The sequence below is a fragment of the Roseovarius aquimarinus genome (assembly GCF_043661195.1).
In the GTDB taxonomy this organism is placed as follows: domain Bacteria; phylum Pseudomonadota; class Alphaproteobacteria; order Rhodobacterales; family Rhodobacteraceae; genus Roseovarius; species Roseovarius aquimarinus.
In genome coordinates this window covers 479,595-502,046 of record NZ_JBIHMM010000003.1, presented here as the reverse complement: position 1 = coordinate 502,046, position 22,452 = coordinate 479,595, and the positions used below count along the sequence as shown (strand labels likewise).

24 protein-coding genes are annotated in these 22,452 nt (G+C 66.8%); 9 read left to right on the top strand and 15 right to left on the bottom strand.

Annotation, left to right across the window (positions count from 1 at the left end; all coding sequences use genetic code 11):
• Window positions 1-12 precede the first annotated feature (12 nt).
• Window positions 13-501 carry a peroxiredoxin gene (locus ACGRVM_RS13030; protein ID WP_377172314.1) on the top strand — a complete coding sequence of 163 codons (489 nt, stop codon included), beginning with the start codon at window positions 13-15 and terminating at the stop codon, window positions 499-501.
• Between the two features lie 110 nt (window positions 502-611).
• Here the strand turns inward: ACGRVM_RS13030 and ACGRVM_RS13025 are convergent, their stop codons facing one another.
• The 4 genes from ACGRVM_RS13025 to ACGRVM_RS13010 are packed head-to-tail and all read right to left on the bottom strand — an operon-like array spanning window position 612 to window position 3,374.
• Window positions 612-908 carry a 4a-hydroxytetrahydrobiopterin dehydratase gene (locus ACGRVM_RS13025; protein WP_377172313.1) on the bottom strand — a complete coding sequence of 99 codons (297 nt, stop codon included), beginning with the start codon at window positions 906-908 and terminating at the stop codon, window positions 612-614.
• Window positions 905-2,095, bottom strand: a complete 1,191-nt coding sequence (locus tag ACGRVM_RS13020; RefSeq protein ID WP_377172312.1) for a GNAT family N-acetyltransferase — start codon at window positions 2,093-2,095, stop codon at window positions 905-907. The genes ACGRVM_RS13025 and ACGRVM_RS13020 overlap by 4 nt, the downstream gene beginning before the upstream one ends.
• Before the next feature lie 53 nt (window positions 2,096-2,148).
• Window positions 2,149-2,916 carry a glycerophosphodiester phosphodiesterase family protein gene (locus tag ACGRVM_RS13015; RefSeq protein WP_377172311.1) on the bottom strand — a complete coding sequence of 256 codons (768 nt, stop codon included), beginning with the start codon at window positions 2,914-2,916 and terminating at the stop codon, window positions 2,149-2,151.
• On the bottom strand, window positions 2,913-3,374 hold the full coding sequence (locus tag ACGRVM_RS13010) for a RidA family protein (protein WP_377172310.1): 462 nt from the start codon (window positions 3,372-3,374) through the stop codon (window positions 2,913-2,915). Before ACGRVM_RS13010 ends, ACGRVM_RS13015 begins: the two co-directional genes overlap by 4 nt.
• 279 nt (window positions 3,375-3,653) lie before the next feature.
• Between ACGRVM_RS13010 and ACGRVM_RS13005 the strand changes: the two genes are divergently transcribed.
• Together ACGRVM_RS13005 and ACGRVM_RS13000 are read left to right on the top strand one after the other, a co-directional pair.
• The gene (locus ACGRVM_RS13005) at window positions 3,654-4,472 is read left to right on the top strand and encodes an MlaA family lipoprotein (protein ID WP_377172309.1); all 819 of its coding nucleotides are present in this window, start codon (window positions 3,654-3,656) and stop codon (window positions 4,470-4,472) included.
• A 1-nt stretch (window position 4,473) separates the two neighbouring features.
• Entirely contained in the window at window positions 4,474-5,067 is a 594-nt protein-coding gene (locus ACGRVM_RS13000; protein WP_377172308.1) for an MlaC/ttg2D family ABC transporter substrate-binding protein, read from the top strand.
• 62 nt (window positions 5,068-5,129) lie between these two features.
• On the opposite strand, the gene ACGRVM_RS12995 is transcribed toward ACGRVM_RS13000, so the two are convergent.
• Window positions 5,130-7,370 carry a transglycosylase domain-containing protein gene (locus ACGRVM_RS12995; RefSeq protein WP_377172307.1) on the bottom strand — a complete coding sequence of 747 codons (2,241 nt, stop codon included), beginning with the start codon at window positions 7,368-7,370 and terminating at the stop codon, window positions 5,130-5,132.
• Between the two features lie 162 nt (window positions 7,371-7,532).
• Here ACGRVM_RS12995 and mutL point away from each other — a divergent pair, with 162 nt between their 5' ends.
• Window positions 7,533-9,386: a DNA mismatch repair endonuclease MutL gene (gene mutL / locus ACGRVM_RS12990; protein WP_377172306.1), complete on the top strand. Its 1,854-nt coding sequence runs from the start codon at window positions 7,533-7,535 to the stop codon at window positions 9,384-9,386.
• A gap of 69 nt (window positions 9,387-9,455) precedes the next feature.
• Window positions 9,456-10,880, top strand: a complete 1,425-nt coding sequence (gene rmuC, locus ACGRVM_RS12985) for a DNA recombination protein RmuC (protein WP_377172305.1) — start codon at window positions 9,456-9,458, stop codon at window positions 10,878-10,880.
• A gap of 3 nt (window positions 10,881-10,883) precedes the next feature.
• On the opposite strand, the gene ACGRVM_RS12980 is transcribed toward rmuC, so the two are convergent.
• The 4 genes from ACGRVM_RS12980 to ilvD form a co-directional block, all read right to left on the bottom strand.
• Window positions 10,884-11,261: a hypothetical protein gene (locus ACGRVM_RS12980; RefSeq protein WP_377172304.1), complete on the bottom strand. Its 378-nt coding sequence runs from the start codon at window positions 11,259-11,261 to the stop codon at window positions 10,884-10,886.
• A 31-nt stretch (window positions 11,262-11,292) separates the two neighbouring features.
• Window positions 11,293-12,063, bottom strand: coding sequence for a DUF6478 family protein (locus tag ACGRVM_RS12975; RefSeq protein WP_377172303.1), 771 nt, complete (start codon window positions 12,061-12,063; stop codon window positions 11,293-11,295).
• Between the two features lie 63 nt (window positions 12,064-12,126).
• On the bottom strand, window positions 12,127-12,840 hold the full coding sequence (locus tag ACGRVM_RS12970) for a hypothetical protein (protein ID WP_377172302.1): 714 nt from the start codon (window positions 12,838-12,840) through the stop codon (window positions 12,127-12,129).
• 50 nt (window positions 12,841-12,890) lie between these two features.
• Entirely contained in the window at window positions 12,891-14,648 is a 1,758-nt protein-coding gene (ilvD, locus tag ACGRVM_RS12965) for a dihydroxy-acid dehydratase (RefSeq protein ID WP_377172301.1), read from the bottom strand.
• A gap of 141 nt (window positions 14,649-14,789) precedes the next feature.
• Here ilvD and ACGRVM_RS12960 point away from each other — a divergent pair, with 141 nt between their 5' ends.
• The 4 genes from ACGRVM_RS12960 to ACGRVM_RS12945 all read left to right on the top strand — a co-directional run bounded on the left by ACGRVM_RS12960 (window position 14,790) and on the right by ACGRVM_RS12945 (window position 18,888).
• On the top strand, window positions 14,790-15,677 hold the full coding sequence (locus ACGRVM_RS12960; RefSeq protein ID WP_377172300.1) for a CPBP family intramembrane glutamic endopeptidase: 888 nt from the start codon (window positions 14,790-14,792) through the stop codon (window positions 15,675-15,677).
• 59 nt (window positions 15,678-15,736) lie between these two features.
• A complete protein-coding gene (gene accD, locus ACGRVM_RS12955; protein ID WP_377172299.1) occupies window positions 15,737-16,753 on the top strand; it encodes an acetyl-CoA carboxylase, carboxyltransferase subunit beta in 1,017 nt (338 codons plus the stop codon).
• Window positions 16,750-18,024, top strand: coding sequence for a bifunctional folylpolyglutamate synthase/dihydrofolate synthase (locus tag ACGRVM_RS12950; protein WP_377172298.1), 1,275 nt, complete (start codon window positions 16,750-16,752; stop codon window positions 18,022-18,024). The genes accD and ACGRVM_RS12950 overlap by 4 nt, the downstream gene beginning before the upstream one ends.
• Window positions 18,025-18,276: 252 nt before the next feature.
• Entirely contained in the window at window positions 18,277-18,888 is a 612-nt protein-coding gene (locus ACGRVM_RS12945) for a LysM peptidoglycan-binding domain-containing protein (RefSeq protein ID WP_377172297.1), read from the top strand.
• A 211-nt stretch (window positions 18,889-19,099) separates the two neighbouring features.
• Here the strand turns inward: ACGRVM_RS12945 and ACGRVM_RS12940 are convergent, their stop codons facing one another.
• The 6 genes from ACGRVM_RS12940 to ACGRVM_RS12915 all read right to left on the bottom strand — a co-directional run bounded on the left by ACGRVM_RS12940 (window position 19,100) and on the right by ACGRVM_RS12915 (window position 22,390).
• Complete coding sequence (locus ACGRVM_RS12940; protein ID WP_377172296.1) at window positions 19,100-19,657, bottom strand: F0F1 ATP synthase subunit B; 558 nt, start codon at window positions 19,655-19,657, stop codon at window positions 19,100-19,102.
• A gap of 4 nt (window positions 19,658-19,661) precedes the next feature.
• Window positions 19,662-20,210, bottom strand: coding sequence for a F0F1 ATP synthase subunit B' (locus ACGRVM_RS12935; protein WP_377172295.1), 549 nt, complete (start codon window positions 20,208-20,210; stop codon window positions 19,662-19,664).
• Between the two features lie 92 nt (window positions 20,211-20,302).
• Window positions 20,303-20,539, bottom strand: a complete 237-nt coding sequence (locus ACGRVM_RS12930; RefSeq protein WP_113911101.1) for a F0F1 ATP synthase subunit C — start codon at window positions 20,537-20,539, stop codon at window positions 20,303-20,305.
• 82 nt (window positions 20,540-20,621) lie between these two features.
• A complete protein-coding gene (locus ACGRVM_RS12925; RefSeq protein WP_377172294.1) occupies window positions 20,622-21,404 on the bottom strand; it encodes a F0F1 ATP synthase subunit A in 783 nt (260 codons plus the stop codon).
• Window positions 21,394-21,756, bottom strand: coding sequence for an AtpZ/AtpI family protein (locus ACGRVM_RS12920; RefSeq protein WP_377172293.1), 363 nt, complete (start codon window positions 21,754-21,756; stop codon window positions 21,394-21,396). Before ACGRVM_RS12920 ends, ACGRVM_RS12925 begins: the two co-directional genes overlap by 11 nt.
• 220 nt (window positions 21,757-21,976) lie before the next feature.
• A complete protein-coding gene (locus ACGRVM_RS12915; protein ID WP_377172292.1) occupies window positions 21,977-22,390 on the bottom strand; it encodes a universal stress protein in 414 nt (137 codons plus the stop codon).
• Window positions 22,391-22,452: the final 62 nt, after the last annotated feature.

Sequence of the window (22,452 nt, the reverse complement as noted above, 5' to 3'; positions counted from 1 at the left end):
AAGGACCTCAGCATGAGCATTTCCACCGGCGACAAGATCCCGCAGGCTACCCTGACACGCATGGGCGAGAACGGCCCCGAGGCGGTCGCGCTTTCCGATCTCGCGGCGGGCCGCAAGATCGTCGTCTTCGCGGTCCCCGGCGCCTTCACCGGCGTGTGCCACAACGCGCATGTGCCCAGCTTCATCCGCACCAAGGATCAGTTCGATGCCAAGGGCGTGGACGAGATCATCTGCGTGTCGGTGAACGATCCCTTCGTCATGGGCGCCTGGGGCGAAGTCACCGGCGCGAGCGCCGCGGGCATCACGATGCTGGCCGATCCGATGTCGAAATTCATCAAGGCGCTCGGCATGGATTTCACCAATGAGGATGCAGGCCTCATCGCGCGCTCCAAGCGCTTCGCGATGGTGGTCGAGGACCGCACCGTCACCGTGCTGAACGAAGAGGAAAACCCCGGGCTGTGCGATGTGTCGGCGGGCGAAGGGCTTCTGAGCGCGATGTGATCCGCGCGGGCATCGGGCCTTCTCTTGAGAAACCCACCCGAGATGTCCGGCATGAAAAAAGGCGGCCCGATGGTGCATCGGGCCGCCTTTCGTCTTTCAAAGCCACCGGCTCAATGCGCGAGCGTGTCCATCTTGCGCGCCAGCTTGGCGTCGAGCGTGCTGAGCCCGTCCACGTCATGCGTGGTGAGCGTCACCTGAACCGTGTTGTAGACGTTGCTCCATTCGGGGTGGTGGTTCCATTTCTCGGCCCAGACGCCCGCGCGCACCATCCAGGCCAGCGCGTCGGGAAAATCGGCGAACTTGAACTCCTTGGTGATGGCGTCGCGCCCCTCGACCATGCTCCAGCCCTCCTTCAAGAGCGGCTCGATCATCGTCGTGCGGGCGGTGTCGCTGAGTTTCTCGGTCATTCCTGATCCTCCTTCGCTGTCTTCCTGAACGGCCCGTAGGACGTCAGAACCTCTATATCCTGCTCGACCGCCGCGCCCTCGGCGCGCAGATAATGCGCCACGGCCTCGGCGAAACCCGGATCGCGCACCCAGTGCAGCGAATGGGTCGCCACCGGCAGATAGCCACGCGCGAGCTTGTGCTCTCCCTGCGCGCCCGCCTCCACACGGCCAAGGCCGTGGGCGAGCGCGAAATCGATGGCCTGGTAGTAGCACAGCTCGAAATGAAGGCACGGGTGATCGCGGGTGCATCCCCAGTAGCGGCCATATAACGCCGACGCGCCGATAAGGTTCACCGCGCCCGCGACGGGCGTGTCCCCGTCCATCGCGAGGATCAGCAGGATATCGTCCCGGAGCGTGTCATGCGCGATCTCGAAGAACTGCCGCGTGAGATAGGGCGTGCCCCATTTGCGCGCGCCGGTGTCTTGGTAGAACTGCCAGACGGCGTCCCAATGCTCGGCGCGGATGTCGTCGCCGGTCAGCTGCACGATGCGCCCGCCAAAGCCCTGCGCGGTGCGCCGCTCCTTGCGGATGTTCTTGCGCTTGCGCGCACTCAGCGCCGCGAGGAATCCGTCGAAATCGCCATAGCCCTCGTCGACCCAGTGAAACTGCTGGCCGGTGCGCCGCATCAGGCCCATCTCGGCGCCGGCCTCGGCTTCGGCGGCGGTGCAGAAGGTCAGATGCAGCGAGGACAGCGCGTTTTGCTCGCCGATCTGGACGGCGCCCTGGATCAGCGCGGCGCGGCCCGTCTCCTCGTGGCCGGGGCGCGTCAGAAGGCGCCGCCCGGTGACCGGCGTGAAGGGCACGGCGATCTGGAGTTTGGGATAATACCGCCCGCCCGCGCGATGATAGGCCTCGGCCCAGCCGTGATCGAAGACATATTCGCCCTGGCTGTGCGACTTGGCGTAGAGCGGCGCGCAGGCGATCACCTGCCCGCCCTGCTCGGCCGTCAGGTATTGCGCCTGCCAGCCCGTTCCCGGCCCGACCGAGCCGCTTTGCTCGAGCGCCGACAGGAACCGATAGGTGGTGAAAGGGTCGTTCGGACGGCCGCCCTCCGCCGCCTCGGGGCAGGCGCAGGCGTCCCACTCCGCCGTGTCGATGGCGCCGAGATGGCCATGCGCGCGAATGGTGATGTCCTTGGTGGTGGTCATGCCGCGTTCGCCCTCGTGCCCCTCGCCCATACCTGTGGCCGGGCCGACCGAATTCAAGCGGGCAACGGGGGCAGATATCCCTCGAAGGTGATGTTCTGCGCGATGTGGCGCGCGGCCTTGGCCGCCTCGGGCGTGCGGATCGTCCAGCAGAGCACGTCGAGGCCCGCCGCCTTCAGCTCGGCGACGCGCGGGCGCTCCAGATCGTCCCATTGATGGCTGATGAAGGATGCGCCCGACGCCTCCGCATCCGGGATCGCGCGCAGGCGATCGCATATCTCGGCGGTCAGCTCGGGGCTGTCTTCGGGCGCGTAGTCGCAACTGACGATGCCGCGCGCAAGATGCGGGGCCAGATCGGCCAGCCGCGTCACCATATCGGGATTGAACGACATGAGCGCGACGGGGCCGCCGTATCCTTCAAGATCGCGCACCACAGCCGCCTCGAGCGCGCCGGTCGTCGCGCCCATCTGCCCGTGCTGGTCCTTGAGCTCGATCAACAGCGGCACGCGCCCCGCGACCTCGCCCAAGACTTCGGCGAGGGTCGGGATGCTCTCCTCGGTGCCTTTCAGCATGACACCGGCAAGGCCCGCGGCGCTCTGCGCGCGGATCGGGCCGGCGGCGTCCGTGAGACGGTCCAACGCGTCGTCATGGAAGACCATGGCAACGCCGTCCGAGGACATCTGGATGTCGATCTCGATCCCGTAGCCCGCCGCGATGGCCCCCCGGATCGCCGCGCGCGAGTTCTCCACCCGCTCGGTACCCGGCACATGCAGCGCGCGATGCGCCAAGGGCAGGCGCAGGAAATCCGGATGCAGGCGGATCATCCGATCTGGAAGACGCCTTCGATTTCGACGGCGACGCCCAGCGGCAGCGCGGCGGCCGAGACGGCGGCGCGCGCATGCTTGCCCGCATCGCCCAGCGCTTCGCCCAAGAGATCCGAAGCGCCGTTGATGACCTGCGGCTGCTCGGTGAAATCGGGGGTCGAGTTGACGAAGCCGCCCAGCTTGACCACGCGCTTGAGCCGGTCGAGATCGCCGCCGCACGCCGCCTTCACCTGCGCGAGAAGCGCGATGGCGCAGCTGCGCGCGGCCTTGGCGCCCGCCGCCACGTCGAGATCCTCGCCCAGCTTGCCGGTCAGCAGACCGCTCTCATCGCGCGAGATCTGGCCCGAGACATAGAGAATGTCGCCGACCTGAACGTAGGGGACGTAATTGGCCGCGGGCGCCGGAGCCTCGGGGAGAGTGATGCCCATCTCGGCCAGCTTCGATTCGAATTTTCCCATGAGCATGGTCTCCGTGAATGATTGCTTGGCGCGGACGCTAGCGCCTGCCACGCGGGAATAAAACGGCAAATGCACACAGGATGTGCGATGGCGCGAAGGCGCGCCACTTGCGGCAATTCGAGGAAAAATGTACGAAGCGGGTGTGGGCGCGCCCGGTACGGGCGTCATATTTGTGCAACGTCCGAGCAGCAACTATCCGCTGCCTGCGTGCCGGACTGGCGGTATCGCACTAACTGTTCGAAGACCGAGTTTTGCCGAAACCAGCCTGGAAGTGATCCGTTGACCCGCATTTTCCGCTCCTTCGCACCCCGTCTCGCCCTGTCGCTCGCCGCGCTCGCCATCGTCGCCGCCTGCGGGCACAAGCCCGACCCGGCCGTGACGCGCGGCGCGCCTTTCGATCCGAACGAGCAATCGAACCGCAAGAATCATGCGTTCAACAAATCGGTCGACCGCGCCGTGGTGCGGCCCGTCGCCGACGGCTACAGCGCCTTCATGCCCGACGATCTGGAAACGGCGGTGAGCAATTTCTCGACCAACCTCTCGTTGCCGGGCGCGATGGTGAACAGCACGCTGCAAGGCAACGGCGTGGGTCTCACGTCGGATTTCTACCGCTTCCTCGTCAATTCGACGCTGGGTCTCGGCGGGCTGATCGACGTGGCGACGGATCTGGGCATGCCGGACCGCACCGATGCCGATTTCGGCCAGACGCTCTATGCCTGGGGCGTGCATGAAGGCCCCTATGTCGAGATGCCGGTCTTCGGTCCCTCGACCAGCCGGCATGCGGCGGGGCGGTTCGTCGATTTCTTCACCAACCCGCTCGAATACTGGATCCAGGACCCCGAGAGCTATTATGCCCTCGGCACGGGCGCGGCGAGCGGCCTCACCTCGCGCGCGCGGTTCGGCGACACGATCGATTCGGTTCTCTACGACAGCGCGGACAGCTATGCCGTCTCGCGCTCGGTCTACCTGCAAAATCGCCGCTTCAAGCTGGGCACCGGCGGAAGCGAGAACTATCTGGACCCCTATGATACCACTCCGGGCGCGCCCAGTGCGGGCGGCGCCGTCAGCGCAGATTTCGAGGACCCCTATGAGCAATGACATGACACGCCGCGGCCTTCTCGGCTCGGGCCTTGCCGCCGCATTCGTCGCCGCGCTGCCGCAAGGCGCGCTGGCCCTGACCGAAGCGGGCGCGCGCGCGCTCGTCGACAAGGTCGTGGTCGAGATCAATTCGGTGATCGCGTCGGGCAAGGGCCTCGGCGGCATGATCTCGGAATTCGAGGCGATCTTCCGCCGTTATGCCGATGTCGATCTGATCGCGCGCAGCACGCTCGGCGCCGATGCCAACCGCGCCACCCCCGCGCAGCTCGCGGCCTTCACCGAAGCGTTCCGGGGTTATATAGCGCGCAAATACGGCAAGCGGTTCAAGGAATTCGTCGGCGGCGAGATCGAGGTGGTCGGAACACAGGCCGTCAAATCCTGGCACGAGGTGCAGGCGCGGGTGAACCTGCGCGGCCAAGCGCCCTTCGACGTGCGCTTTCTGGTCTCGGGCCGCTCGGGGCGCGATCTGTTCTTCGACATGGTGATCGAGGGCATCAGCCTGCGACTGAGCGAGCGCACCGAGATCGGCGCGATGCTGGACCGCCGTCAGGGCAATATCGACGCGCTCATCGCGGATCTGCGTCAGGCGGGCTGAGCCTTACCGCACAGTCATGAAACGCGCGTGCCCCGGCAGGGCGCGCGCGTTTTTTCATGCGCTCAGCCGCCCAGAAGACGGCGCAGGATATTGGTGATCGGCCCCTCGCGATCATCCACCGGGGCGGGGCCGGTGGGGTTCCCCTCCCAGCCACGACCTTGCGTGCCTTGGTTTCCCTGATCGCCTTGATAGCCTTGATTGCCCTGCCCTTGATAGGTCTGGCCGGCCGTGCCCTGCGAGAGCTGCGGCTGGGGCGCGGGGGGCGTCGGCTGCGTCATCGGCAGGGGCGTTGCGGGCAGGTCCTCATGCACGCGGACCATCACCTCGTGCCAGATCTCGGCCGGAAGGCCGCCGCCGGTCACGCCGGTCAGGGGCGTGTTGTCGTCGTAGCCCATCCAGACACCGGCCACGTAATCGGCGGTGAAGCCGAGAAACCACGCATCGCGCGCGGCCTGCGTCGTCCCGGTCTTGCCCGCCGCCTCGCGGCCCGGCAGCTTGGCGCGCGCGCCGGTGCCCGCCTCGACCACGCGGCTCATCATCCATGTCAGCTCGCGCGCCGCGTCCTCGCGGATCACCCGCTCGCCGATACCACCGCCCGCGCCCATAACCGCCTCGTCCTGTCCCATCAGCTTCAGCTCGACGAGGCCGTAGGGCGTGACCGAAGAGCCGCCGTTGAGAATACCCGCGAAGGCGCCCGTCATCTCGAGAAGCGTGCTTTCGGACGCGCCGAGCGCCAGCGCGGGACCGGCGGCGAGATCGCTCTCGATCCCGAAATCGCTGGCCACCTTGCGCACGAGGTCGAGGCCGACGCTCTCGGCCACTTTCACGGCGGGGATGTTGTAGGATTCCTCGAGCGCCTTGGCGAGCGTCACGCGCCCGTGGAACTTGTTGTCGTAATTGCTGGGGCACCAGTTGCCCGACCCGGCGATGTTGATGCAATAGGCGTCGTCCAGCACGGTATCGAGGCTGGAATACCCCAGCTCGAGCGCGGTGGCATAGACGAAGGGCTTGAAGCTGCTGCCGGTCTGCCGGTTGGCCTGCGTCGCGCGGTTGAAGGCGCCCGTCACCTTGGTCTGGCGCCCGCCCACCATCGCGCGGACGGCACCGTCGGCGCTCATCACCACAACGGCGGCCTGCGCCTTGGAGCCGTCGCGCAGCTTGTCGTCAAGCACCGCATGCAGGCCCTCTTCGGCGGCGCGCTGGATACGCTGATCGAGCGTGGTGCGGATGATGACGTCCTCGGTGGTGTCGCGGGTGAAGTATTCGGGGCCCGACGACATGACCCAATCGGCGAAATAGCCGCCCGCCTGCCGCTCGGCGGCCTCCGACAGCTCCGCCGGGGTGGCGAGGGCCAGCGCGGCCTCGCTCTCGTCCAGATAGCCCTGATCGCGCATCAGGCGGATGACCGTGGCCGCGCGGTTCTGGCTGCGCTCGATATTGCTCGTCGGCGCGAGGGTCGAGGGCGCGGTCAGCAGACCGGCCAGCATCGCACCCTCGGCGGGATTGAGCTGCGCCGCGCTCTTGCCGAAATACCGCTGCGCGGCGGCCTCGGCGCCATAGGCGCCGCCGCCCATATAGGCGCGGTTGAGATAGATCGAGAGGATCTGCTCCTTGGTGTATTTCGCCTCCATGGCCATCGCGTAGATGGCCTCCTTGCCCTTGCGCACCAGGGAGCCGCGGCGGCAATCGGCCTCGTAGGCGGCCTGGCTTTCCCATTCGGATTCGACGTATTCGACACCGAGGCAGAGCAGCTTGGCCGTCTGCTGCGTCAGGGTCGAGCCGCCATGGCCCGAGAGCGGCCCGCGCCCCTCGCGCAGGTTGATGCTGATCGCGCCGGCGATGCCGATGGGATCGATCCCGGGATGCAGGTAGAAGCGCCGGTCCTCGGTGGCGATCACCGCGTTGCGCAGATGCGGCGAGACCGCGCCCGCCGTGACCGCGCCGCCGAACTGGTCCCCGCGCCACGCGAAGACGTCGCTGTCCCGGTCCAGGAGCGTCACCGAGCCGCGCGCGCGCCCGTCGAGCAGGGCCGACGCGTCGGGCAGCGTGGTATAGACGTAACCCACGGACATACCGACCAGCAGGAGCGCGATCACGGTGATCCGCCAGCCGAAGCCCCAAACGATGCGCCAGATAAAGCGCAAGAGCCCGAAGATGCCGCGCGTCACGACATTGCCGCCGCGCGGCGGCCGCGCCGGCTTGCGCGCACGGGCCGTGCGCGGCGCCTTGGCCGGTTTCGGTGCTGTCTTGGGTTTGCGCTTTTCGGCCACCAGAGGTGGCTTGCGCGGTCCTGAAGTGCTCATGCGTGCCCTGCCCGGCCAATCTGCCCCGGGGCTTTTACCCCTTGGTGTGTTCCGAGACTACCCCACATAGCGGGGCTTGTAGAGGGGCTGCGCGATTTTAAGCCGGCGCAGGGTGCCGAGCATGGTGGCAGAATCAAACGGCGCCATGCTAAGTCTTGTGGCATGATGCAAGGCGCACCCCAAATCGGCCAAAGCGGCCCCATCATCCGCCAGCTCGACGAGGCGGCGATCAACCGCATCGCGGCGGGCGAGGTGGTCGAGCGTCCCGCCTCGGCGGTCAAGGAGCTGGTCGAGAACGCGATCGACGCGGGCGCATCGCGCATCGCTGTCGAAATCGCGGATGGCGGCAAGACGTTGATCCGCGTGACGGATGACGGCTGCGGCATGACGCCCGAGGACCTGCCGCTCGCCCTCGCGCGGCATGCGACCTCCAAGATCGACGGCAGCGATCTTCTGAACATCCACAGTTTCGGCTTTCGGGGCGAGGCGCTCGCCTCGCTCGGCGCGGTGGGGCGGCTGAGCATCAGTTCGCGCGCGGCGGGGCACGAGGGCGCCGAGATCAGCGTCTCGGGCGGCAGAATCGGCGCGGTGCGCCCTGCCGCGCTGAACGGCGGCACCATCATCACGCTGCGCGATCTTTTCTTCGCCACGCCCGCGCGGCTCAAGTTCATGCGCACGGACCGGGCCGAGGCGCAGGCCATCGGCGACGTGGTCAAGCGACTGGCGATGGCCGAGCCGCAGATCGGCTTCACGCTGCGCGACGTCTCGGGCGGCGGCGAGGGGCGGCTCAGCTTCCGCGCCGATGCCGAAACGGGCGACATGTTCGATGCGCTCCATGCCCGGCTCGCGCGGGTGATCGGCAGCGACTTCGCCGAGAATTCCATGCGCATCGACGCGGAGCGCGAGGGAATCCGCCTGACCGGCTGCGCGGGCCTGCCGACCTATTCGCGGGGCGCGGCGGTCGCGCAGTATCTCTTCGTGAATGGCCGTCCGGTGCGGGACCGGATGCTGCTCGGCGCGCTTCGCGCGGGCTACATGGACGTGCTCGGCCGTGACCGGCATCCCGTCGCCGCGCTTTTCGTCGAATGCGAGGGCGCGCTGGTGGACGTGAACGTGCATCCCGCAAAGTCCGAGGTGCGGTTCCGCGATCCGGGGCTGGTGCGCGGCCTCATCGTGTCGGGCCTGCGCCATGCCCTGGCCGAGGCAGGGCACCGCGCCTCTTCCACCGTCGCGGCGGGCACGCTGGGCGCCTTTCGCCCCGAGCAGGGCGGCCAGCAGACCGGCGCGCGCATCTATCAGATGGACCGCCCTTCGCAGCAGGCCCGCGCCGCGAGCTATGCCGCGCAGGCGCCGGGCTTCGCCGAAATGCAGGGCGATTACAGCGCCCGCGCCGAGCCGGCGCAAGAAGAGCGAGGGACGCAGGAGGCCGCCGCCGGACTGCCGCTCGGTGCCGCGCGCGCGCAGGTGCACGAGAATTACATCATTGCCCAGACAGAGGACGGCATCGTCATCGTCGATCAGCATGCCGCGCATGAGCGTCTGGTCTACGAGCGCCTGAAGCGCGAGCAGGAGGGGCATGGCATCCCGGCGCAGGCGCTTTTGATCCCCGAGATCGTGGAGTTGTGCGAGGGCGATTGCGCGACGCTGATGGAGGCCGCCGAAGATCTGGCGCGCCTTGGCCTGTGCATCGAGCCCTTTGGCGGCGGCGCCATCGCGGTGCGCGAGACGCCCGCGATGCTGGGCAATGTGGACGCGCGGGCGCTGGTTCTGGATGTGCTGGACGAGCTGACCGATCAGGGCGACAGCCAGACCCTGCGCGCCCGCATCGACGCGATCCTCAGCCGCATGTCCTGCCACGGCTCGATCCGCTCGGGGCGGCGCATGCAGGCCGATGAAATGAACGCCCTCCTGCGCGAGATGGAGGCGACGCCCCTTTCGGGCCAATGCAACCACGGCCGCCCCACCTATGTCGCGCTGAAGCTGAGCGACATCGAACGGCTTTTCGGGAGAAGTTGACGGATTTGACGCTTGCGCGTTGGGGTATCTTGCGGCCAGAATAGAACAAAGACTGAACATGAGGCGGGCATGGACGAGATTCTGGAGCTGATCGCGGGATGGGATATCGCCGTCTGGCAGGGCATCGCCGCGGGCGCCGCCCTTCTTGCCGTGCTTCTCGGACTGATCGCCCGGAGCGCCGGAGGGCGCGCGCGGAGCCGCGAGGCCGAAATTCATCGCCTGCGGGCCGAGATCGCCCGGCTGGAGCCTCTTGCGGCCAGGCTGCCCAATCTGGAAGAGCGCGCCGAGGGGCTGCTGACCGAAGTCTATCAGGAGCAGGTCAAGGCCGCCGAGCTGCGCCAGAAACTCGCCAGCCAGCAGGAGACGCATGATGCGCGCATCGCCGACATGCAGGCCATGCGTAAGGAGATCGAGGACCGGTTTCAATCGCTCGCCTCCGGCGCGCTCACGCAGAATTCCGAGCGGTTCCTGTCGATGGTCACGGAGCGGTTCCAGAAGCACAAGGAAAGCGCCGATCAGGACACCGCGCAGCGCCACGCGGCGATCCGCGATCTGGTCAAGCCGCTGGACGAGCGGCTGGGCAAGTTCGACGCGCGCATGACCGAGATCGAGAAGGCCCGCAACGAAGCCTACGGCACGATCCGCCAGCAGGTGCTGAGCCTCGCCGAAGGGCAGGCCAGCCTCGGCACCGAAACGCGCCGTCTCGTGCAGGCGCTCCGCGCGCCCAAGACGCGCGGGCGCTGGGGCGAGATGCAGCTCCGGCAGGTTTTCGAGATGGCGGGCATGACCGAGCGGGTCGATTTTCATCTCGAGCAGAGCTTCGACACCGACGAGGGGCGCCGCCGCCCCGATGCGATCGTCCATATTCCCGGCGGCAAGAGCATCGTGATCGATGCGAAAACGCCGCTCTCGGCTTATCTCGACGCGCTCGAGGCCGAGACGCCGGACGAGCAGAGCGTGTTCATCAGGCAGCACGCGATGCAGGTGCGCAAGCATGTCAACGACCTCGCGTCGAAGGCCTATCACGACACGCTGGGCATGACGCCCGACTTCGTGGTGATGTTCATCCCCGGCGAAACCTTCGTCTCCGCCGCGGCCGAAGCCGATCCTGGCCTTCTGGAATACGCCTTCGAGCGCAAGGTCCTGATCGCGACGCCGACGACGCTGATGGCGCTGGTCAAGTCCATCGCCTATGGCTGGCAGCAGGACAAGATGGCCGAGAACGCGGAAGAGGTGCAGAAATCGGCCAAGGAGATCTATGACCGGCTGCGCGTCTTCGCCGAGCATTTGGCGCGCGTCGGCCGGTCGCTCGGGCAGTCCGTCGATCACTACAACAAGGCGCTCGGATCGCTCGAGGGCCGCGTTCTGCCCTCGGCGCGGAAATTCGAGGATCTGGGCGTCGTGGCCGCCACAGCGGGCAAGATCGAGCGCCCGTCCGCCGTCGAGCACGAGCCGCGCCGTCTCAGCGCGCATGAATTCACCGATGACGGCTAGCTGTCAGCCCGTTTCGAGACAATGGCGACGGAAGGCGCGCTTGAGCATGTCGAGCTCCTCGCGCAGAAGCTGCACCTCGACACGGATGTCATAGCCCAGCGCATCGCCCGACATGAGCGAGAAGCTGTCCAGCACGACACCGGCCTTGCGGTCGCGGATCAGAAATGTCTGAACGCCGTCGGTGATGACCTCGGGCGGGATCGGCACGCGCAGCGTCCAGAACCCGCCCTGCTCGTTCTCGACAACGCGCACGCCGGTCAGGGGCCGCTCCAGATGCGTGACCTCGATATCGGGCTGGATGTTGCCCTCGCCCTCGTGGGTCAGCTGGCCTTCCCAGACGCCTTCGAAAAGCCGTGTCTTGGTCAGTTTGAGAGTGCTCATGTGGTCCCTTCCTCGGCAGGTCTTTGGGCCGTCAAAACTCGGCGCGGGGGCGGCGGCTGAAGGTCAGATCGCGCAGCGTGACCTGGCTCATCTCGGGATTCTCGAAGATGAGATCGACCCAGGCGCGCTCGATCCGCTTCTCGTTGAGGCCCGAATAGGCCAGATCGAACTCGACCACGATCTCGCTTTCATGGAGCGGCAATTCGCGCACGATCTGCTCGGTATTCGGGCCATGCTTGATGTTGAGCCGCGCGAAGATCTCAAGCGGCTTCTCGAGCTCGACGATGGTCGTCATGCGGATGAGATGCCGTTTCTTGAGCCCGTCCACCGCGCCATGCGGCAGGTCGAGCACCACCGACAGGAACGAGCCGTCGAAGGCGAAAACGTCCATGCGCAAACCATAAGGCGCCAGATCGGCCTCGCGGGTGTTGCGCACCTGCCGCAAGGTCAGCTCGGACCGTGCGCAATCGTGAAACAGTGTCAACTCGTCGCCCAGCTTGGACTTGCTGGGGGCAGAGGACATGCCGGGACTGGCCAGCGGCAGGTTCCACAGCGCCGGACGCCAGGACCAATCAGTGCCGTGCGGCTTGGGAAAGGCGTTCGATCCGATCATCGGCAAGGCCAGACGGTTCTCGGCGACCGCGACCATTTCCTGAAGCGAATACATCAGCTTGCGGGCCATGCTGCGCTCGCGGCGCAGCTCGGACAGGGGCATCTCCGGCGCGCGGCGCGCGGCGCGTGCCCAGCGGCGCACACCGCGCCGATGCACGATCCAATCGACCAACGCACTTCGCACCTGCATGTCCTGACGCCCCCGCCTGCCTCGGTCCGGTTCTATCCTGACCTTTCTCTTCCTTCTATAGGATTAAGCTGGATCGCGAAACAATCCCGCGAGGAAGGAATTCAGCCCCGTTTGTGGTCGCGCCGTGCGTGGCCGCGCGCGCGGCGCCTCGGCGGCATCCTCGGGCGCGGTGGATTGCGGCGCCTCGGGGCGCGGCGCGGGCGGGGGCACGGCGCGGCGATGGGGGCTTCCGCTCAGCATCGCCTCGGCGGTCGCGACCAGAAGATCGTGCCCCGCCTTGCCGTGAAGGCCGCTCCCGGTCCCGCCATAGGCGGCAAGGCCGATCATGTGCCCGTTGATGAGCATCGCACCGCGCCAGTGGCGCGGATCGCCGCCCGGAAGCAGGCTGTCGCCGCCGCGCGCGAGCTGGATGAGCGAGATGCCGTCGCCGTTGACCATGCGCGTGACGCCCGCGTTCTTCCACGCCCGCGCCAGCCTCTCGGCGCTCGGTTGCTCGGCGCGCCCGTCGCGGGCGAGCACGGAGACGGTGACGACGGCGGGCGGCACGTCATCGGCGAAGAGCGTGCCGAGATGGCCGCAATTGGCCAGAAGCGCGAAGGCCGCGCCGCCGCCCTTCTGGATCGAGTTCACATCGACGCAATAGCCCTCGGGACCGGCGACGACGACATCGCCCGAATAGAAGGCGATGCGGCGCGGCGCCTCGGTACGCGTCTCGCTTTCGGGCACCACGCGGCTGATGCCCTCGCCGCCGATGCAGGCGGCGAGGGAGAGGATCATCGCGCCGGCGAGAGCCGCGCGCGCCGCAGGGTGCCGAAGGCGCAACGGCCTCAGAGATCCATGTAGATGTGGCGCTCGGCCTCGGCGCCCGGATGCGTCACGGCGCCCTTGTAGGTCGGGCCGACGAGCTGCGCGAATTTCCAGACCGCGCCCGAGGCATACATCGTCTCGCGCGGGCCGGGCCAGGCTTCGCGGCGCTTGGCAAGCTCCTCGTCGCTCAGATCGACCGTCAGCGCGCCCTTCACGGCGTCGATGGTGATCATGTCGCCGTTCTTGAGCAGGGCGATCGGGCCGCCATAGGCGCTTTCGGGACCGACATGGCCGACGCAGAAGCCGCGCGTCGCACCCGAGAAGCGGCCATCGGTGATGAGCGCGACCTTCTTGCCCATGCCCTGCCCCGAGAGCGCCGCCGTGGTCGCCAGCATCTCGCGCATGCCGGGACCGCCCGCCGGGCCCTCGTTGCGGATGACGATCACTTCACCCTCCTCGTAGCCGCGATTCTGGACGGCCTCGAAAGCCTCCTCCTCGCTCTCGAAGACGCGGGCCGGGCCGGTGAAGACCTGATCCTCGGCCTTGATGCCCGCGACCTTCACGATGGCGCCCTCGGGCGCGAGATTGCCCTTGAGGCCGACGACACCGCCCGTCTTGGTGATCGGCGTCTCGATCGGGTAGATCACCTTGCCATCTGCCTCGCGGCTGATGAGGTCGAGCTCCTCGCCGATGGAGCGGCCGGAGGCGGTGATGCAATCCTCGTGGATGAGGCCGGCCTTGCGCAGCTCCTTCATCACGACGGGAATGCCGCCCACATCGTAAAGATCCTTGGCGACATGGCTGCCACCCGGCTTGAGATCGACGAAATAGGGCGTATCTCGGAAGATGTCGCAGACATCCTCGAGGAAGAAGTCGATGCCCGCCTCATGTGCGATGGCCGGCAGGTGCAGGCCCGCATTGGTGGACCCGCCCGTGCAGGCCACGACGCGCGCGGCGTTCTGAAGGGATTTGAGCGTCACCACGTCGCGGGCGCGGATGTTCTTCTCGAGAAGGTTCATCACGGCGCGGCCCGACGCCTCGCCATATTGATCGCGGCTCTCGTAGGGGGCGGGCATGCCCGAACTGTTCATCAGCGCGAGGCCGATCGCCTCCGAGACGCAGGCCATGGTGTTCGCGGTGAACTGCCCGCCGCACGCGCCTGCGCTGGGGCAGGCCACACGCTCGAGCATGTCGAGCGCGGCGCTCGACAGGCTGCCGTTCTGGTGGCGGCCCACGGCCTCGAACATGTCCTGAACGGTCAGATCACGGGTGCGGAAATCCTCGGGGATCTCTTCGACCTGGGGTGCGCGGCCGGGCAGGATCGAGCCGCCATAGATGAAGACCGAGGGCGTGTTGAGCCGCACCATCGCCATCATCATGCCCGGCAGGGACTTGTCGCAGCCCGCGAGGCCCACGATCGCGTCATAGGCATGGCCGCGCATCGTTAGCTCGACCGTGTCGGCGATCGCCTCGCGCGACGCCAGCGACGAGCGCATGCCCTCATGGCCCATCGCGATGCCGTCGGTCACGGTGATGGTGGTGAATTCGCGCGGCGTGCCCGAGCCTGCCTTCACGCCCATCTTGACCGCCTGCGCCTGACGGCTCAGCGCGATGTTGCAGGGCGCGGCCTCGTTCCAGCAGGTGGCGACGCCGACGAGCGGCTGATGGATCTCTTCCTCGCTGAGACCCATCGCGTACATGTAGGAGCGGTGCGGCGCCTTGGACGGCCCTTCGGTGACATAGCGGCTGGGCAATTTGGACTTGTCGAACTTGGTCATGAGGGCCTCGCGGAAACCTTGGCTGAAAATACGCTGTCCGAGGAATAGGCGAGCGGCCCTTCTGGCGCAAGCGCGCCGGATCGCGCCGATGCCGCAGCCATGACGATTGCGCGGGCCGGTCCGCGCGGATAGCGTTCGCCCATGCGTTACCCGCTCCATGCCCGGCTCGTCGATCCCGCCCGCCCCAGCGCCTCCCCGTGGCGGCTCCTTCTGGGGGTTGTGCTGGTCATCGTGCTCTTTCTGGCGCTTTCGGTCGGATATGGCTGGCTCTGCACGCAATTCCTGCCGCCCGAGACCTGGGGGCCGGACGGCACCGGAATCGAGACCGCTTCGACCCCGGGAGGCGCGCTGGTCAATCTCTTCGCCTTCGGGCTCCTGATCCTCGCGCTGGCGGTGGTGCTGCCGCTGCTGCACAAGCGCGGGATCGGCACGCTGATCGGGCCGCGCCGCCTCGCGCTTCGGCAATCGGGGCGCGTTGCGGCCTTCGTCGTCGCGGTCCTCGTCCTCGGCTCGCTCGTGCAGCTTTTCGATCCGATCGAGATGCTGCCGGGGCTGCCCGCGGGCCTCTGGCTCGGGCTTCTGCCGCTGACGGTGCTGGGCCTCCTCATCCAGACCGGCGCCGAGGAGCTGCTCTTCCGCGGCTACCTGCAAAGCCAGCTTGCGGCGCGGTTCCGCCATCCGGCGGTGTGGATGGTGCTGCCGTCGGTCCTCTTCGGAATGCTGCATTTCCAGCCCGGCCTCATGGGCGATGCGGCCTGGATCATCGTCCTCTGGGCCATGCTCTTCGGGATCGCGGCAGCGGATCTGACGGCGCGCTGCGGCACGCTCGGACCGGCGATCACTCTGCACTTCATCAACAATTTCGGCGCCATCGCCATCGCGTCGACTTCGGGCTATTTCGACGGCCTCGCGCTCGCCACCTATCCGTTCGGACCCGAGGACACCGCCCTCATGCTGCGATGGATGCCGATGGATCTCGCGCTGCTCTTCTGCTCGTATCTCGCGGCGCGGCTGGCCTTGCGCGTTTGATTGCATTTCCGCGGCGCGCGGCTTATTTCGATGCGAACCGCGACAAACAGGCAGGCCTCATGAACTGGATCACGAATTACATGCGCCCGCGCATCAACTCGATCTTCTCGCGCCGCGAGATGCCCGAGAATCTGTGGACCAAGTGCGATGAATGCGGCTCGATGCTGTTTCACCGCGAGCTGACCGAGAACCAGAACGTCTGCACCAATTGCGGCCACCACATGAACATCGCGCCCCGCGCGCGTTTCAAGGCGCTGTTCGACGGCGGCACCTTTTCCGAAGTCGCCGTACCCGCGCCAAAGCCCGATCCGCTCCATTTCCGCGATCAGAAACGCTATCCCGACCGGCTGAAGGCCGCGCAGAAATCCACGGGCGAGAAGGAGGCGATGCTCGTCGCCACGGGCGAGATCGGGCGCACGCCCATCGTCGCCGCCGCCCAGGATTTCAGCTTCATGGCCGGCTCGATGGGCATGTATGTCGGCAACGCGATCATCGCCGCCGCCGAGACGGCGGTGAAGCTCAAGCGCCCGCTCATCCTCTTTTCGGCGGCGGGCGGCGCGCGGATGCAGGAGGGCATTCTCAGCCTCATGCAGATGCCGCGCACCACGGTCGCGATCCAGATGCTCAAGGAAGCGGGCCTGCCCTATATCGTGGTGCTGACCCATCCCACGACCGGCGGCGTGACCGCCTCCTACGCCATGCTGGGCGACGTTCAGATCGCCGAGCCGAACGCGCTCATCTGCTTTGCCGGGCCGCGCGTGATCGAGCAGACGATCCGCGAGAAGCTGCCCGAAGGCTTCCAGCGGGCGGAATATCTGCTCGATCACGGGATGCTCGACCGCGTGACGCCCCGCCCCAAGATGCGCGAGGAGCTTATCACCATCACCCGCATGCTCCTCGGCCTCACGCCCGCCATCGCGGGCGATCTGCCCGCTCCGCCGAAAGGCGCCGAGCCGAAGGAGACGAGCGACGCGCCCAAGACCGCAGAGCCCGGCGCGGGCGCCAGCAAGACCCAGACCGCCACCGACAAGGCGGCGCAATCGGGCCCCGCAGCCGAGGCGTCGGCCCGCAAATGACCGGCGCAGGATCGGACGTCATCCTCGAGCGGATGATGGCGCTTCACCCCAAGATCATCGATCTGACCCTCGACCGCGTCTGGCGCCTTCTGGTGGCGCTCGGCAATCCGCAGAACGATCTGCCGGCGGTCATCCACATCGCGGGAACGAACGGCAAGGGCAGCACGCAGGCCATGATCCGCGCGGGGCTCGAGGCGGGCGGCAGCCGCGTTCACGCCTATACCTCGCCGCATCTCGCCCGGTTTCACGAGCGCATTCGCCTTGCCGGAAGTCTCATCACCGAAGAGGCGCTGAGCGCGGTTCTGGACGAGTGCTATACCGCCAATGGCAGCGATCCGATCACCTATTTCGAGATCACGACCTGCGCCGCCATCCTCGCCATGGCCCGCACGCCGGCCGATTATACCCTGCTCGAAGTCGGGCTGGGCGGGCGGCTCGATGCGACGAACGTGGTGGCGCGGCCCGAGCTGACCATCATCACGCCGGTCAGCATGGATCACGAGCAATATCTGGGCAACACGCTGGCCAAGATCGCCTTCGAGAAGGCCGGGATCATCAAGCGCGGCGTGCCCTGCGTCGTCGGCCCGCAGACGGACGAGGCACAGGAGGTGATCGAGGAGGTCGCGCAGCGCCACGGCGCGCGGCTCATCGCCCACGGCCAGCACTGGCACATCAGCGCCGAGCGCGACCGCATGATCTATCAGGACGAGAGCGGCCTTCTGGACCTGCCGCTGCCGAACCTGCCCGGCGCGCATCAGATCGAGAACGCGGGCGCCGCGCTCGCCGCGCTGCGCCATCTGGGCAAGGGCGAGGAGGCGGCCGAAGCGGCGGTCACCCGCGCCGAGTGGCCCGCGCGGATGCAGCGGCTCGATCGTGGCGCGTTGGCCGAGACCGTGCCGCAGGCCGAACTTTGGCTCGATGGCGGGCACAACGCCTCGGCGGGCGAGGCGCTGGGACGGCATCTGGCAAGCCTGCCGAGGCGGCCCACGCATCTGATCTGCGGCATGCTCAACACCAAGGACATCGCGGGCTATCTGCGCCCGCTGGCCGCCGAGGCCGCGAGTCTCACCGCGCTGTCGATCCCCGGCGAGGCGAATACCCTGCCCGCCGAGGTGACCGCCGCCGCCGCGAAGGCCGCCGGCATGACGGCGCATGTCGCGCCCGATCTGCGCAGCGCGCTGCGGCGGATCATGGAGGAGGAGCCGACGGCGCGCATCCTCATCTGCGGATCGCTCTACCTCGCGGGGCATGTCCTGCGGGAAAACGGCTGACGCCGCGTAAATTTTTTATGACGGCTAACTATCGGTAATCGATTCGATTTTGCCAATCGAAGGATAGTCCGGACGCCAAAGAGCCTGTTGCGAAGGCCCTAGAAGGTTGACCGATTCGCGCAAAGTCGCCTATATGTTGCGTCGCCAGCTATATCTAGGTGGCCCGATCCCTCGATCGATTTTGCCCGGAGACGCCGACCGCATGCCATGTTTCGCCGCAGATAAAGCGCACCGCGTCGAGGGTCCAGCGGCATGATCCGTCCGGCGCTCCTCTCGCTTGGATTTCTGGGCGTGACCGGCGCACTCATCGCAATTCAGCCGACCGCCCCCCGCAGCATCGACGGCGAGGACGAGCCCGTCACGCGCGCCTCCGCAGGGATGGACACGGAGATCGACATCGACAGCGTCGGAGCGTGGGAGACTGCATCGGTCGAGGCTCCCATTCCCGTCGCTGCGCCGCTTGCCCCCGTGGCCGAGACGCAGCCCCCCCGTATGCCCGAGACCGAGCTCGAGCGCATGATCGCCGCCGCGCTCGGCGAAGGTCAGAGCGACGCCTATATCGACGCGCTGGTGACGAGCGCCGCCGCCTCGGGCGTCGATGTGCCAGGGGAGTTCGTCGGGGAAGGCGGACGCATCGACACGCAGGCGCTCATCGCGGCGCTCTCGCATCATACCGCGCGGGACATTCCCGCGCCCAGCGGCGCCTACACGGTGCAGCCGGGCGATACGCTGGCCAGCATCGCGTATCGCAGCTATGGGCGGACCGATATGGCGAGCCGCATCACGGAGGCCAATCGCGCCACGTTCGACGCGCGGCCCGCATTGATGGTGGGCCAAAGGCTCATCATCCCGCCCCGGAGTTAAGGAACACAGGCAGAAGACCAGAGCAGCAGTGGGCAGAATGATCGAGGGGCCGAACCAACGGCCCCCTTTCATTTTGCAGGGACGGGTGTCTGCGCGACGCTGGGATAAATCCGGCCTTCGGCGCACAAGCGATCACCGGACATAGCCTCGCGCATGAAAAAACCCGGCTCCTTCCGGCGCCGGGTTCTTGTGCTCGAAATCTCGGAGCGGCTCAGTGCAGCTTGGCCTGGACCGTGTCGATCCCCTCGTCGATCAGCTTGTTCGCCTCGGTGGCGCTCATCTGCTTGGCGATCACGTCACGCGCGGCGGCGATGGCGATGGCGACGGCGCGGTCGCGCACTTCGCGCACGGCGCTCGCCTCGGCGGAGGCGATGCGGTCCTCGGCGGCCTGCATGCGGCGGGCGATCGACTTCTTGAGGTCCTCGCGGGCCTGCTCGGACGCGGCGGTCGCTTCGGCCTTGGCCTGCGCGACGATCCGGTCGGCCTGCTCCTGCACGTCCTTCTGCTGACGCTCGTAGGTCGCCAGAAGTGCCTGGGCCTCCTCGCGCAGGGCGCGGGCCTCGTCCAGCTCGGACTTGATGCCTTCGGCGCGCTTGTCGAGCATCTCGCCGATCTTGCCGGGCACCTTGAGGTAGACGAGGAACGCGATGAACAGGATGAACGAGATCATCACGACGAAGTTGGAGTTCGACAGCGAGAAGAACGGACCGGTCGCGGCCAGCGCGGGGCCGGCAGAGACGAGGGCGATCAGGGATGCAAGAATGCGCATGTTCTTAGCCTTTCATCTGCGAGGCGACGGCGGTGTCGACCGATTTGGCGTCGGCGTTGCCGCCCATGGCCGCGACGATCTCCTTGGCGGTGTCCTTGGCCACGGCCTCGACACTTTGCAGGGCGTTGGCGCGGATCTCGTCGATGGCCTTTTCGCCCTCGGCGGTCTTGGCGGCGATTTCGGCGTCGGCCTTGGCCATGGCGGCGTCGAGGTCGGCCTTGATGCCCGCCTTGGTCTCGGCGATGATTTCGTTCGCGTTGCTGCGTGCGTCGGCGAGCGCCTTTTCATAGGCGGCTTCGGCCTCGGACGCCTTGACCTTCAGGTCTTCTGCAGCGGCGATGTCATTGGTGATGGTGCCCTGACGCTCGGCCAGGATGGCGGCGATGCGCGGCAGCGCGATGCGCGACAGCACGAAGAAGATCACGACCAGCGTGACCAGCAGCCAGAAGATCTGGTTGCCCATCCAGTCGGGGCAAAGTTGCGGCAGGCCGATCGCTCCGCCATAGGAGGTGACGCACTGGCTGGCTGTCGCAGCGGCGGTCTCGGTAGCCATGGTGTAGTCCTTTCCCAGGAACCTGTCGGTAAGAGAGGGTGAAGGGCGTGATGCCCTTCACCCATCCCGTAAGGATCAGCTCGGCGGTGTTCTTAGACGGCGAACATCAGCAGAAGCGCGACGAGGAACGAGAAGATCCCCAGTGCTTCGGCGAATGCGATGCCGATGAACATGGTGGCCGTCTGACCAGCAGCGGCCGAGGGGTTGCGCAGGGCGCCGGCGAGGAAGTTGCCGACGACATTGCCCACACCGACGGCTGCGCCGCCCATGCCGACGGATGCCAGACCTGCGCCGATGTAAGCGCCCATTGTTGCGATATCGCCTTCCATGTGATGTCTCCTTACTGTGGAATTTGCGGTATTTCGGTCGGAACGTGCGGCGGGCGGACCCGCCGGTGACTTGGCCTGCGGATCAGTGCGCCGGGTGCAGCGCGTCCTTGAGATAGACGCAGGTCAGAATGGTGAAGACGTAAGCCTGGATGAAGGACACCAGCACCTCGAGCGCGTAGATCGCGGAGATCGCGAGGATCGAGAGCGGCGTCACGGCGAGGCCGATGCCCGTCGAGATGATGATCATCGGCGCGAAGGCCGCGAACACCTTGATGACGGCGTGGCCGGCCATCATGTTGCCCGCCAGACGGATGGAGTGGCTGACCGGGCGCACGAAGTAGGAAATGACCTCGATCAGCGCGAGGATCGGACGCAGCGGCAGCGGCGCGGCGCTGATCCAGAAGAGGCCGAGGAAGCCGGCGCCATGCTTGACGAAGCCGATGACCGTCACCGACACGAAGACCAGAAGCGCGAGCGTCGCGGTCACGCCGATATGGCTGGTCGAGGTGAAGGAGCCGGGAATGAGGCCGACGAAGTTAGCCATGACGACGAACATGAAGATCGTCATGATATAGGGGAAGTAGGGAAGCGCATCGCGGCCCGCGACGTCTTCGACCATCTTGCGGATGAAGCCGTAGGCAAGCTCGGCCATCGACTGCATGCGGGTCGGGATGGACTGGCGGCTCGACGAGCCGAGGACCAGGAGCGCGACCGTGGCCAGAACGGTGATCGCCATCCAGAGCGTCAGGTTGGTCACGGTGAAGATGCCCACGGCGCCGTCGCCGAACAGAGGCTTGATGATGAACTGGTCCATCGGGTGGAACACGAGGCCCGTGGTTTCCCCGGATGCTGCTTCAGTCGCCATCTTTCGCCCTCTCGTCTCGGCCGCCTGCGGCCGTATTGTCCTTGGCCGCTTCGGCCTCTTGCGTCTGCTGGATCTCCTTGGCGCTGCGGATCATCACGTTGATCCCCGCCGCCAGGCCCAGCAATGTGAAGAGCACCAGAAAGATCGGCAATGTGCCGAAAAGGCTGTCGAGCCCGTATCCGATGCCGAAACCGATCAGGAGACCGGCCACCAATTCGATCACCATGCGCCAGGCGAGCTGTGCCTGCGAATAGTGCTCCTCCGTATGGGACTTGGCCGCTTTCGGCGCCTTCAGCGCCTCGATCTTGGCCTCGAGATCGCGAAGCCTGGCGCGATGATCGGGGTCGGTCACTTGGGCAAGCCCCTCATACGTCGGGTTGCGGTAGTGCTATGCGGCGGGGCGTGATGAGTCAAGCGCGCGTGCGTCGCAGGATAACAGCATAGATAGTATTGTTTTTGTTCGGTAATTTCAGCAGGTCTAGAGAGACTGGCCCGCCCGATGGCACCGGGCGAGCGCCCTGCGGACGAGCGAAGCTTATTCAACCAAGCGGTTGAGCAAGGGGCGCACTTTCTCAGCGAACCACGAAGACCGAGCATTTTGCGTGCTGCGCGATGTAGCCGCCATGGGACGAGAAGATGTGTTCCATCATGCCCGGCTCGTGCGAGGCCATGATGACGAGATCGGCGCCGATGCTCTCGATGGCTTCCATCAGCTTGCGGGTGGTGTCGACCGCCGGATCGTTGGACTGGACCGGATGCGCCTCGACATCGGCGCCGTATGCCTCGCGCAGCGATGCGGCGAAGGCCTCGAGCGTCGCGCCGAATTCACCGGGATTGTGCCCGAGACTGCCGGGCAGATCGCCCCCCACGCTGACGACATGCACCGTGGCGCCATGCGTATTGGCCATTTCGCCTGCGAGGTCGAGCGCCTTCTGCTGCTTGTCCTTGTGAACCAGATCGACCGGCACCATGATGTGAGCGAACATGCGTTTTCCTTCCTTGCTTGCGTGAACGGGCATCATGAAGTCGCGCGTATCCGCCGCCCTTG